The following is a 12573-nucleotide window of genomic DNA, read 5'->3' as shown; positions in this document are numbered from 1 at the left end:
AGGTTTATGTTAGTTCTGACCGTACCTCGAAGTAGCGATGAAGCGCTCCAACACCTTCGAAGTCGTGCCTCAGTCCGACGCGGACGAGGAGTTGCTTCGGCGACTGTTGGACGCTTCAGCCGCACTTTGGAACGAAATCAACTACGAACGATGCGAGAACTACGTCGACCCTGACGGAGACGTGTGGGACATCGGCGAGTATCGCGGCCGGTACGGCGGTGTTCTCGGTGCTTCGACCGTTCAGCAAATCGGACGAAAGAATCGCGAAGCATGGCGGTCGTTCTTCGCCCTCAAGAAGAAAGGAGCAGCCAACGGTAAACCCGGATTCTGGGGCAACGCCGAGAATGGTCGCGACCTTCGGACGTACATCCGAAACACGTCATACTCAATCGAGTGGGGCGAATACTCTCGGCTCGAAATTCTCGTCGGGAGTGACCTGAAAGAGGAATACGGTCTCGGACGGCAGGAACGCCTCCGCCTCGAAATTCGCGGCACTCCGAACTGGAACGAGTACGACAAACAGGGCAGGTTAGAACTGTACTACGACGAGACCGCACAGACGTTCAGGGCCTTTCAGCCAGTCACAATCGACAATTCTCGGCTGGCACGACCACTGGCTTCGGAAGAAGCCGCTTTGGACATCGGTGCGAACAACCTTGTCGCCTGTACGACTACGACCGGTCAGCAGTATCTGTATGAAGGACGCAACCTATTTGAGCGGTTTCGAGAGACGACGCGCCGAATTGCCGAACTTCAGTCGAAGCTTCGGGCGGGGCGATACAGCAGCAAGCAGATACGCTCACTGTACCGACGACGGACGCGCCGACGCGACCACGCCCGAGACGCTCTTTCTCGCAACCTCATCGAACGGCTGTACGACGAAGGGGTTTCGACAGTGTACGTCGGCGATTTAACCGACGTGTTGGAAACGTCGTGGTCGATGCGAACGAACGCGAAAACGCACAACTTCTGGGCGTTCCGCGCGTTCATCAACCGGCTCGCATGTACCGCCGAAGAGTTCGGCATCACGGTCGAAGTCCGGTCGGAAGCGTGGACAAGCCAAGAGTGTCCGAACTGCGGTTCGACTGACCGAACCACGCGCCACCGCGACACGCTGACGTGCCCCTGTGGTTTCGACGGCCACGCAGATCTCGTAGCGAGCGAAACGTTCCTGAGACGACACAACGACGTAGTACGGCCGATGGCACGGCCCGTACGCCTCAAGTGGAACGACCATTCATGGTCAGCGTCACCACGCGTTTGTTCCAACGAGGAGCGCACAAACCCGCAAGTTGCCTCCGTGGGTTCGGCATAGCCGAGACCCCCAGCGTGAGGAAACCCCGGCGTTCACGCCGGGGAGGATGTCATCACGGGAGCGCTACCAGAAACTATGCGCACACTCTACTTCGTCGATTTGTCATCGAGTATGACCAGCACGATGAGACCATACGGTATCAGGATGACCCACTCCTCGAAGCCATACTCGCGGTTGCCGACACTCACGACGCCTGACGGAACCACTTGCACCCCTGTCTGGCAGCGGGGGAGGGACCCGACCAACTGGTTTTGTAGTGTGGCGGCCTTCACTCAACCGCCGATTCCACTGGCGATGGCGCTCGGAATCGCCTGCGCAAACAGGGCGATTTGTTCACTCGTGAATGTTCTCTCCATTAGTGAGACACGATTCAAGCCATGTGATCTGCGCTTTGAGCGTTTCACGACCGGAATCTGTCACTGAATACTCATTTGTTCGCCGATCTAGTTGGCTTTTCTGTACATAGTTTTCTTCAACGAGTGCGTCGAGATGGCGATAGAGCTGGCCATTGTTGATCGTGTCATCGTACGCCGTTTCAAGAGCTCGCTTCGCAGCAAGCCCGTATACCGGCTCCTCACGAGCGATGACAGCGAGCAAATCTCGTCGAAAACTCGGCACATCGGCGAATGCTGGTTCAGTACTCATCGTAGCCCCCGAATCCTTCAAGGGCCTACGTGATAACGATTCAGGGCCGACGCTCTCCGCGTCCGGAGTCACCATACTCATCGAGTTGCGTAGGTTGGTACTGAACTTGCTGCTGTTTCATCCCAATCGTGTCTGTAGCCTAGCCAGCGGTCACATCCGGATATATTGACTTCCAGATCACACCAAGAATATCGTTCTCACTCACTTTCTCGGTAAACCGTCTCAGATCGTCACGCTGACTCTTATCTACCATTGTATCGATGTGTGGGTTCGTTTGCAGTATTCAGCGTTTTCCGAGTGCTGCAGTGTATGTGCGCTCAGATCCGTGTCGTACTTCTACCACTTCCCACCCAGTCCCGACCGCTGCTTCTTGGAGCTGATCAGGACTAAACAGACGGAACAGGAGCGTCTCACTATCGTTTTTATATTCTGTATGGTAGACGCGGTACGCAAGACCCGGTGTCGGGTCATCCCGGTATCCAATAATTTCTGTGGTGGCAGCTTGTTCTGGATCGTAGCCATGTATCAACGCGGTTCCGTCGGACGTCGTCACGAATGCGAGATCGCCCAAGAACTTTCGAAGCCCGTGCATCGATTTGGTGAGGCCGACTTGTGTCCCAAACGCGTATGCTGACTGAAAGCGGTCACGAGCAAAGTTCTCACGCAGCTCGAACATATCGACGTGGCGTGCATCCCGGACCCCGCGGTCGCGCATGGTTTCAACAAGGTATTCGCTGATCTCGATCGCAACTGTCTCGAATTGCTCTTGGAAGTAGAGTGTATCTCGGCCCGCTCCTGCCCCGATGTCAAGCAGTGGGCCGTCGAGCCAGGATTCTTCCCACGCACCAGCATCGCTTTCGGGATCGAACTCGCCGAAATAGAATTGCTCGATTGGCTGCTCACGGGTTTCGGTGCCGTCGTGGTCGATGAGCGGTTCGTCTTGTTCTCCATGGTAGTAGTCCCGAATCGCGTGACCAAGCGGATCGTCTCGTGTCACAGTCTGTGACACACTATCAAATATAATAAAACTGATCTGTTAGTCGGTACCGAGTAACGAAGACTGCGGCTACCAACACCACAGATCTGAACCGGAGACAATCTAGTAGATCCTATTTCATGTTTATATAGAAATATGCAACCCGATAAGTGATGTATTCACCAGTTCGCAGCGGTTGCTAGTTCAGTGATGACTGTTTCGGTTCCAATCGTGGATGAGGATACGCTTTGACCGGTCGAGAGGACGGATAAACAGGGTTTCTGCTATATTAAATCATGATCGTGCACCAGCGTACTGTATGGCCACGCTCGTGGACGGAATAACCCCACGTCAGTGGGTCAGATCCAACGACACCTCTAGTCGGAACAGTCGATCTCGGGTTATTCGCAGTGAAAGTCGGTCGCAGTCACTATCGGCAACGAATCCACCTTACGATTTTTGTTTGTTCAGCGAGTTGTAGTTTCTGTGGTACTCACCGAGTTGACGGCAGGGATGGTCATCATTTTTGCCATTATTGTCGCAGCACTCGTCCTGTTTGCGACCGAGCCAATACCAATCGACATCACGGCAATCGGCGTGATGGTGACGTTGATGTTGCTGGAACCATGGACAACGATTTCTCCCGCCGAGGGTGTCTCTGGGTTTGCGAACACGGCAACGATAACTGTGTTGGCAATGTTCATTTTGAGCGATGGTGTCCGCCGGACGGGTATCATTCAGTTGCTCGGCCGGCGGATCACCACAGTTACAGGTACCAACGAGCGTAAGCAACTGGGCGCAACCATTGGTGTCGTTGGGCCGATTTCAGGTTTCATCAATAACACCGCAGCGGTCGCTATCCTCCTTCCGATGGTAACAGATATCGCGAATGAGGGAAAAACGTCACCGTCGAAACTGTTGATACCATTATCATATGCCTCGATGTTTGGTGGTACCCTCACACTTATTGGGACCTCGACAAATATCCTTGCCAGCAATATTGCTGCTCGACTATCAACCCAGTATCCTCGTCTTCACGCTTTCTCGATGTTCGAGTTCACTCAACTTGGTGTCGTCGTCTTCGCACTCGGGACGGTATATCTTCTAACAGTAGGACCGCGACTGATACCAGCACGAATCAAGCCTCAAAAAGATCTGACCGAGGAGTTCCAAATGGCTATGTACCTTACCGAAGTCGTTGTCCAGGAGGATTCACCCATTGTTGGCCAGACAGTCGAGGAGGCCATCGAAGAATCCGACTTCGATATGGATGTGCTTCAACTGATCAGAGATGATCAAATCTTCCTCGAGCCACTCGCCAGGAAGACTATCTACCCCGGGGATGTGTTCGCAATTCGAACAAGCCGCCGCACCCTTGTTCAGCTAATGGGAACCGACGGCTTCAACTTACTTCCTGAAGTGCAGGTTACCGAGGAAACGCTAGAAGCAGCGAACAGCGGACAGAATCTGGTCGAGGTGGTCATCAGCCCTGGTTCATCACTTGTCGGCGAGACACTCAAGAGTGTGAGTTTCCGCGAGCGCTACAACACGACGGTACTCGCACTTCGTCGCGGTCCAGAAGTCATTCACGAGCGTTTCGAACGGCTTGATCTCCAGGTCGGTGACACACTGCTGATTCAGGGAACAACAAACAGTATCAGCCGTTTGGCTGCGAACCCAGATCTCATTGTTGCACAAGAAGTCGAACAGACGGAGTTCCGCGAGTCGAAGATTCCACTCGCGATCGGCATCGTCGTGGGTGTTGTTTCCATTGCGGCGCTCGACATTCTCCCAATTATGGTCTCGGCGCTCACCGGAGCACTAACTATGGCTGTGACCGGTGTACTCAAACCGACGGAAGTGTACGATGCAGTCCAGTGGGACGTAATCTTCCTGTTAGCGGGCGTTATCCCGCTCGGCATCGCAATGGAGAAGACTGGAACGGCAACCCTATTAGCAGATTTCGTGGTGGGCAGTGCAGATATATTTCCTCCACTTGTCGTCTTAGGAATTTTTTACTTAATAACGGCCCTATTGACGAACGTCATCAGCAATAACGCCAGTGTTGTCCTCATGATTCCTGTTGCCGCAGAGGCCGCTGTGCGAATCAACGCAAGCACATATGCATTCGTGCTGGCAGTGACATTCGCTGCCAGCACTGCCTTTATGACGCCAATCGGCTATCAAACGAACCTCTTTGTCTACGGACCGGGTGGCTACAAGTTCAGTGACTACCTCCGCGTTGGTGCACCGCTGCAGTTATTGTTCGCGGTTGTCACGCCGTTGGGTATCGCAGTATTCTGGGGGATATAGTCGGATGATAACACCGATTTCCGTCAATAGGAATCTATTTTTTGAATCCCTGTATCGATCTGCGCACAATTCGTTGTGCGAGTTGAACACCACCAGTATACGAATAAACAAAGGATTTTTTCAACATCTACCCGATAAGGTAATGAGATCTTGTGTGGTACGTTTTGCGATGACGAAGGACATCGAGATTAGTGGTGTAGAAGTCTCTGGGAACGAACGAGAAGAAAATATTCAGTCGATAGAACAATTACTCCCTGATGCAGAGCAGTTCCAGAATGATCCTGACAAATATAGCCATCTGGCACTGTTAATCGAGCAATAATCGCCATATAGCGGCTGGATCAATCGCTGATAACACGGATTTGAAGTATTCATATACAGTATGTGATGATCAGTTTTTGCTTAGACACTTGAATCGGCGAAAGAGAAAGACGGTGGGCGGAAGACTACCTCCACAGAATATCGAAAGCACTCGTTCAAGAGGCGTTGATACACGACTATTCTCACATCACCTTCGAGGATTTGACCGATATTCGAGTGGCGACGTGAGGGTTAAGAGGATACGGAGTGTTCACCGCTACTCTATCATCTACCTCGAGACCGGTTGTTTAACCGATACACAAATCCATCGTGCAAACGTTTCGCGATGCTCTTCGAAAATGGTTTGTCACCTTCGATACTGTCGTGAATGAAGTAACACCCGAGAAGCCCACAATACGGGTGGTTATGCTATTGGAGAGCAACCAAGAGGTGAGTACCTCTTGATCGCGGTTGACTCCCTACCCAGGAGAGATCAACCATGAATTTTGCACTTCGGGGGATTGTCCCCCTAACACGATATGATGCTCGACCAATTAATTGTTAGGGGATATCACATACCAATAGACATAAATTAAAAATCGTTGATGAACGTATAAGCGATTAAACCAGCTCAGATCGATTCCTACGCTTTTTCGAAGAGCTATGGCTCGTCGTCAGTGCCACGGCGATCGACACGATCAACCGGAAATAAGGGGGCCTCTCAATTAGAGCCCCCCTTGGTTGCTGGATTCTTCAGGAGAGCACCTATCTTTCATCAGTGAGAGCATCCCGCCGTTTACGGGGGCGAGGATATCACAACAATGAATATCGGCGGATTACAGAAGATAATCGGCCATTGCTGCGAGCAGCGCACGGAAGTGACGAGCGGTTCAAAGCCTATAACAGCGAATACTGGCGAGTTTTTGAGCTTGATTCCAGATTAACACAAGCGACGGTGGGAAACTCACACATGCTTAAAAATAATGCCTTTGGATTACGATGATTCATGAACAACGCAAACTCATCAACGGTTCTCGGGGTCTAAATAGCACTCCGCCGACGGTGGTGAGTGAGCACTGATGCCACCAGACTCCAACAGCTGAGTTGGAGTGGCGTGGGGGGTCATGCTCAGGAGATTCCAACAATGAGAAAAGCACTCAGCCTATTCATGGTTGTTGCGCTTGTCGGCACGCTGTTCGCCGGTAGCGCAGTTGCAGCACCGTACGATGACCATAAAGATGACAAAAAGAAAGTAGGTGACGAGATCAAGCAGAGCGTCGAGCAGGATGCCGAAGCGGAAGTCGAGCAAGACCAAGACGTTAAGCAGACCAACGTGAACGTGCAGGACGACAACACGGCGGTCTCGGCAGCACTCGGCTGGAAGGGTGGCGAAGCTAAATCCGGTGACGCGCTCGCTGTACAGTACAGCGACCAAACGAACAACAACGCACAGGTCGGCATCGCTAACGCCGAGAACGAAGCCGAGAACGAATACGAAGACTAACTCAGCAGCCTAAATCAGCAACTTAGCGGAGTATTTTTTGGCGTTCACGTTCACCCCGTGAGCGGAAACTCAATGTACATTCGTTACTGATTAGTCCAGCCAAACGGCTGACGCACTGACGGTATCGGGTCACGGTCGATTTTCTGGCCCCTAATTTTCTCACGGAAGTAGACGCTCGCTCGACTTCTGCACCCCACTGCTGACCTGTGAGTGCATGTCTATCTTTCATCAGCGAGAGAATTCTGCCATTCACGGCGGGCGTGAATCGCGTACGCTCCGTAACGCAACCGCTATCGGTGGCCTCCCCAGAGTACAAACACTTAGTACGCACCGTGATGTGCGTGATATCACGGATTCCGCCGTTTTCCACACGGTTGACCACCGGAGGATGTGGACCACATTCCACCTATGTCTGCGGTGCTCCGCGAGCCCGGTCAAAAGGTGTGACCGGAGTCGGCAAGGAACCGCGAGGTTCGATCGCTTGGGTGAGAGGTGACGGTTGAAACCCGTCGTTGATGACACGCTTGGTGATGGGAGTACCCGTGGCAGTGCCACAGGACGCTTTCAGAAGAGCGGTGGCGTGAAACCCGCGCCTTTGACACCGGAAGAGACGGTCCTGAAACCTGCCCAGCACCGGGCCGGGTTTCCTTCTGTGTGGGGACGCCCCGTCGTTTACGACGGGAAGGATGTCACGTCATGAACCGAGTCGCGTCAAACTCATTCTCGATGCTATATTTTTGGTGGCGAAGACCGATATTCGAGTGGCAACATGGGGTTCAGAGGATCCAGAGTGTTCACCGCTAAAATGACGGTGCATTTAATCTTCAGATGTTGTACGGTTGGGTGTCTCTGGAGCAGGCGCCGGTGGTTCGTGAGTGCCGAAGTCGGGATGCGTTTCTTCCATCCACAGATGCACGAGGCCGCCAGAGACGAACATTAACAGACCAGTCATATAGAAGGCTGCCTTGATGTTAATAAACTGCATCGCGAGTCCGATCAGAATCGCTCCAACAGCATAGCCAGAGTCACGCCACATTCGGTAGACACCCATCCCGGACGCACGCCATGTCGGATGCGCCGCATCTCCTGGTACCGTCATCAGATTCGGATAGAGCAATGCCATCCCAACTCCTGCGACTCCAGCCATCACAGCCCATAGAAGATATTCGGTGACGACTGTCATCCCTAAGACACCGACACCGGCCACAAACATGCCCGCGATCACTGGCGGTCGCCGCCCAATCCTATCGGCAAGTCCCCCAGTCCCGATCTGAAGGAAGTACATGGCACTGTGGACACCAACGACAACACCAACAGCCGCGATACCCAACCCTTGACTCGTGAGATAGATCGGAACCCCAATCCAGAACAGCACATCGACGAAGTTCTCAATGTGACCAGCCTGTGCAGCCGCAAACAGTGTTCGATCGCCATACGTCGCCCGCTTCAATACTTCGTCGAACGGAAGATTTGCATCGTGATGCTCATCATCTCCTTCTGCCCGCGCGTACTGGACCGTCTCCTTAATCAGCGAAATCGAAATAAGGAACGCCAGCACGACCACGGCAGCGAGAAAGTAGAATGGCTCTGGTCGAAGGCTTGTTTGGGCAGCAATCACACCTGTAATCCAGGCACCGACTGCAAGCCCGGTATAGCCAAACGCCTCATCAATTCCGACGGCAATGCCACGTTGCTCCGGCCCAGCAAGGTCGATCTTCGCATTCACTGCCATGCTCCAGGTGAGCCCTTGGTTAATACCAAGAAAGATGTTGCCGAGGGTGATCCACCACCAGTTTGGAGCGAAAATCAAAATGATTGGTAACGGGAGCGCGGTCGCCCATCCGAGGATGAGCACGGGTTTGCGGCCGTACTCTTCGCCCCATTTGCCAGCGTAGAGGTTGATCAGGGATTTTACAATCCCAAAGGAAACGACGAACGAGCCGATGACGAACAACGACGTGACGCCAAGCACGTCACGGCCCAAGACGGGCACGACAGCACGTTCGGACCCGATTGTCAATCCCGTCGCGAACACCAAGAGCACGTGAAGCGAGAACTGTGGAAGATGCTCGCGAATGCCTTGGGCGTACTCGTTTGTGGTTTCCATTGCCATTATTATCGATCGTTAGCTTGTCGTCAGCAGATCGTGCGCTGTTATCCCTGTTTGTCTCTTCTCCAACACTTGCTCGCAATTCCAACTGGACAAAATCAAATTGCTGGCGTTAGTTCGCAGCGCAGTTGTTCGGGCCGAGTTCGAGTTCTCCGACCCCTTCCGTTAGCGGTTCTTTCCCCCAGTTGATAGCCTTGATCTCGTTGTAGTTTGCGGGTTCGTCAGAGAGACTTTCGACGATAGTGTCGACGAATTCATCGCGGCTCTCCATGCCGAACAGCTGGTTATCGTTTTCGAGTGTTCCAAGCGACGTCGCGAGCGGGCGAATCTCCTCGTCGCTGAAGTGACCCGGGAGGACAACCGTGTCGTCAGGGAAAGTAGCGAGTTGGTCGAGACTATCAAACAGCTCGGTTGCCGCTTCGCGCACGTTGGTCTCGTCGCTTCCTTCGAGGTCAGGGCGGCCAACGCTATCGATGAACAGCGTATCGCCCGAGAGCAGGGCATCGCCCCACGTAAGGGAGATGCTACCAGGCGTATGCCCGGGCGTGTGGATGACCTCAAGCTCGCGATCGCCAACAGTGATCGTGTCGCCGTCTTCAATGGGGGCGTACTCGTCGAGGTCTGCAGCGTCGATCGGGTTTAGGTAGTACGGCACGTCGAACTCGTCAGCCATGGGTCGACCGCCACTCACGTGGTCGGCGTGGGCGTGCGTGTCGATCGCAGCGACGATTTCAATGCCGTAGTCAGCAGCAACGTCACGGTATTCATCGAGATAGAGGCTGGGATCGACGATCACACCCTCATTATCGTCGTGGACGAGATATGAGATACAACCCGTCCCAGGGCGGACGATCTGCGTGACGCCGTCGATGTCTTCGATTTCATAGGATACATGTACACGTCCCCAACCGTTCATCCCATCATCCATCGACGTGGCATCGTAGCCCTGGTCGCGAAGGAACTCCGCGGCACGGGCGGACGTGACACCGGCGACACAGATGACGACGATTTCCTTATCGTTCGGTATTTCGTCGAGCGAGGCCTCTAATCCAATGAAGTTCTCGTCGAGTAGCTGGTCGTAGATCGGAAGGTTATAGCTCCCCTCAACGTGCCACTCCTCGTAGTCGTCCTCGTTACGGACGTCGAGGATGAACAATTCCTCGTCGTCGCGACGCGCCGCTACCTCGTCGGGACTCATAGTCGGCTTCGAGTAGTCTGTATTGCTCATTACACCCAATACTATACAATAGATACTAAAAAGCTTGTCGGCGGTAGCCAATCTATCTGGTATAGTTACGCGTGATATCTCTATAATACGGGTTCTAATTCATTGAAATCGTTTCGACAGCTGATACTGACTCTACACAAAACAGCAGAAAATATACAATACTATTATACAGATCTCAGAATCAAAGCACGTGCATGGGCAACGAAACGGAGTATACGGCTCAGATTGATGATGCGTCGATATAACCGAAACAGAGGTCAAGAGAGTCGTCGCTCGTTATCCGTTGATGTCATTACGAATACTTCTGTTCCCCCGCTTCGAGCGGTACGTCGAGCCAGTTCTCCATGGGTGGGAGCGGACATTCGTATCGGTCGTTGTACGCGCAGGTCGGGTTGTAAGCTTCGTTAAAATCGAGAATCCACATTCCGTCTTTGGTGTAGTGGACGTCGCGTTCGAGATCGAGATACCGTCCCGCCCCATACGTTTCGTCACCACTTGTTGCATCACGGAACGGCACCCACAGACGATCCTCGTTCGGGTCGGACTTGTACGCTTGAATGGTCACTTGCTCACCGTCAAGCGTGAACTGAAACTCTCCCCAGCGAAGATACTCACGTTCACCTTCGGTGCTCGTCGCAACAGTGAGCTGTTCTTTTTCCTCGTGTTCGTGAAGCAGCATCTCGAACCGGTACGTTTCGTCGATCGGGTAGTAGTCGAGCCCCTCGAACGAATCCCGCTCCTCGGCGGGGATGGGCGAATGGGGGTTTTCGCGGAAGTACTGATTTTTCTTCGTGCGTTGCTCCTTGAGCGTCTGTTGCCATTCCGATCCCATATCCGTATATTCACGGTTGATGTACTAGCTCTTTGGGCACGTATTGGCGAGGGAACCAGACCAGAAATAGGATTCGCTGATCGATCTGCCAGCTCGATAGCGAAACCACGAAATTTTAGATGAGCAATTGAATGTCGGCATCGGCCATGTCCCGGAGTGCCGTCGCGGCACCGACCCCAGTAGTAACCCCGGTGTAGAAGTCGTCTTCGTCGTACTCCATCAAGTCGATCGTCATTTGGCAGGCCTGGAGCTCAACGCCCATCTCCAGTGATGTTTCGAGGAGTTCTTCGATGGTGGCGGTGTTGTTCTCTCGGATCCGCCGTTCCATCATCTTCGTCGTCACGCGATCCATGCCGGGAAGTGCGCCGATCGCGTTTGGCACAGGCATACTGGGATTCCCGACCGAACTCAGCTTGAGGTTCTTCGAGCGCTTTTCGTGCAGGATATCGAGTCCCCAGAAAGTGTGAAAGACCGTTACTTCCCAACCGAACGCGGCGGCCGTACTCGCGAGGATGAGGGGCGGGTACGCCATATCAAGCGTCCCTTTCGTCGCGATGATCGACATTTTCTTCGAGTCGTCGCTTTCGTCACGGAGGTCAGCGAGTTCTGACTCGAGTTCCTCGATACGGGTTTCTAGCGCGGCTACATCAGTGCCGGACGTCGGTGGTGTATCCGTACTCATGGTTAGAAGGTGAACACCTGATCGGCGTCGTCGACTTCGTTGAGGAAGGTTGCCGCGCCTGCGAACTTAGTCGTCACCGAATCGTCCATCGCTTCCTGTTCCCACTCGAGCATATCGAGTGTCGTTGTACAGGCGACCGTCGAAACCAGGTCGCTACCGTCAGCAACGAATTGATCGAGCAAATCGTATGGATTCGGCATCCCTGCGTCAAGGAGCGGTTCAATTGCCGACAGATCTTTTTCACCTTCCATCAGGTGCGTCAACCCATCGAAGGTGAAGTAGGTGATCACCTCAATGTTGGACGCTAACGCAGTGTGTCCAAGATTCATGGCCATTGCAAGGCTTTTCGGGTTCTCGTTGGAAACGATGATTCCGATTTTGTCCATTGTTCTTACTCCGTTTTTCGGACGTAATGCTTGTACACGTCGTCGCCCTCTCTTTGGTCGACGAGTTCAACACCGTCAGTAGTCTCGGCCCAGCCAGCAATGTCACTCATACTTCCAGGGTCCGTTGCGAGCACTTCGAGGACGCTATCTGCTGTGAGTTGGTCGATATTTTGCTTGGTTTTGACGACCGGCATCGGGCAGTTCTGCCCTTTGACGTCGAGTGTTTCGGAGATTTCGTATTCGGTCATGGTATTGGCTTCACCACCCAATATTGGCGCCGTG

General features: G+C 53.2%; 13 protein-coding genes and 1 pseudogene. 5 read left to right on the top strand and 9 right to left on the bottom strand.

Features of this window, described 5'->3' with window-relative positions:
• The first annotated feature begins 37 nt into the window (after positions 1–37).
• Complete coding sequence (locus LIX15_RS24275; RefSeq protein WP_227777769.1) at positions 38–1315, top strand: RNA-guided endonuclease InsQ/TnpB family protein; 1278 nt, start codon at positions 38–40, stop codon at positions 1313–1315.
• A gap of 86 nt (positions 1316–1401) precedes the next feature.
• Here the strand turns inward: LIX15_RS24275 and LIX15_RS24270 are convergent, their stop codons facing one another.
• The 3 genes from LIX15_RS24270 to LIX15_RS24260 form a co-directional block, all read right to left on the bottom strand.
• The gene (locus LIX15_RS24270; protein ID WP_227777768.1) at positions 1402–1587 is read right to left on the bottom strand and encodes a hypothetical protein; all 186 of its coding nucleotides are present in this window, start codon (positions 1585–1587) and stop codon (positions 1402–1404) included.
• A gap of 61 nt (positions 1588–1648) precedes the next feature.
• The gene (locus tag LIX15_RS24265; protein ID WP_227777767.1) at positions 1649–1960 is read right to left on the bottom strand and encodes a PadR family transcriptional regulator; all 312 of its coding nucleotides are present in this window, start codon (positions 1958–1960) and stop codon (positions 1649–1651) included.
• 283 nt (positions 1961–2243) lie between these two features.
• On the bottom strand, positions 2244–2957 hold the full coding sequence (locus LIX15_RS24260; protein ID WP_227777766.1) for a class I SAM-dependent methyltransferase: 714 nt from the start codon (positions 2955–2957) through the stop codon (positions 2244–2246).
• A 492-nt stretch (positions 2958–3449) separates the two neighbouring features.
• Here LIX15_RS24260 and LIX15_RS24255 point away from each other — a divergent pair, with 492 nt between their 5' ends.
• The 4 genes and pseudogenes from LIX15_RS24255 (at position 3450) to LIX15_RS24240 (ending at position 7053) form a co-directional block, all read left to right on the top strand.
• Entirely contained in the window at positions 3450–5249 is a 1800-nt protein-coding gene (locus tag LIX15_RS24255) for an SLC13 family permease (protein WP_227777825.1), read from the top strand.
• Between the two features lie 169 nt (positions 5250–5418).
• Positions 5419–5571 (top strand): hypothetical protein, encoded by a 153-nt coding sequence (locus tag LIX15_RS24250; RefSeq protein WP_227777765.1) that lies wholly within the window; start codon positions 5419–5421, stop codon positions 5569–5571.
• 92 nt (positions 5572–5663) lie between these two features.
• Positions 5664–5786: pseudogene (locus LIX15_RS24245) on the top strand (RNA-guided endonuclease TnpB family protein); the annotation flags it as partial.
• Between the two features lie 907 nt (positions 5787–6693).
• Positions 6694–7053 (top strand): hypothetical protein, encoded by a 360-nt coding sequence (locus LIX15_RS24240; RefSeq protein WP_227777764.1) that lies wholly within the window; start codon positions 6694–6696, stop codon positions 7051–7053.
• Between the two features lie 817 nt (positions 7054–7870).
• Here LIX15_RS24240 and LIX15_RS24235 read toward each other — a convergent pair.
• From LIX15_RS24235 to LIX15_RS24210, 6 genes are all read right to left on the bottom strand, one after another.
• The gene (locus tag LIX15_RS24235; RefSeq protein ID WP_227777763.1) at positions 7871–9160 is read right to left on the bottom strand and encodes an MFS transporter; all 1290 of its coding nucleotides are present in this window, start codon (positions 9158–9160) and stop codon (positions 7871–7873) included.
• Between the two features lie 115 nt (positions 9161–9275).
• A complete protein-coding gene (locus LIX15_RS24230) occupies positions 9276–10391 on the bottom strand; it encodes an MBL fold metallo-hydrolase (RefSeq protein ID WP_227777762.1) in 1116 nt (371 codons plus the stop codon).
• Positions 10392–10683: 292 nt separating this feature from the next.
• Positions 10684–11223, bottom strand: a complete 540-nt coding sequence (locus LIX15_RS24225; protein WP_227777761.1) for a DUF1684 domain-containing protein — start codon at positions 11221–11223, stop codon at positions 10684–10686.
• A gap of 115 nt (positions 11224–11338) precedes the next feature.
• Positions 11339–11905: a DsrE/DsrF/DrsH-like family protein gene (locus LIX15_RS24220; RefSeq protein WP_227777760.1), complete on the bottom strand. Its 567-nt coding sequence runs from the start codon at positions 11903–11905 to the stop codon at positions 11339–11341.
• 2 nt (positions 11906–11907) lie between these two features.
• Positions 11908–12291: a DsrE family protein gene (locus LIX15_RS24215; RefSeq protein WP_227777759.1), complete on the bottom strand. Its 384-nt coding sequence runs from the start codon at positions 12289–12291 to the stop codon at positions 11908–11910.
• Positions 12292–12296: 5 nt separating this feature from the next.
• Positions 12297–12539: a sulfurtransferase TusA family protein gene (locus LIX15_RS24210; RefSeq protein WP_227777758.1), complete on the bottom strand. Its 243-nt coding sequence runs from the start codon at positions 12537–12539 to the stop codon at positions 12297–12299.
• Between the last annotated feature and the right edge of the window lie 34 nt (positions 12540–12573).

Origin of the sequence: Haladaptatus pallidirubidus, assembly GCF_020700235.1 — an archaeon.
Classification (GTDB): Archaea; Halobacteriota; Halobacteria; order Halobacteriales; family Haladaptataceae; genus Haladaptatus; species Haladaptatus pallidirubidus.
This window is presented reverse-complemented; position numbering and strand designations above follow the sequence as displayed.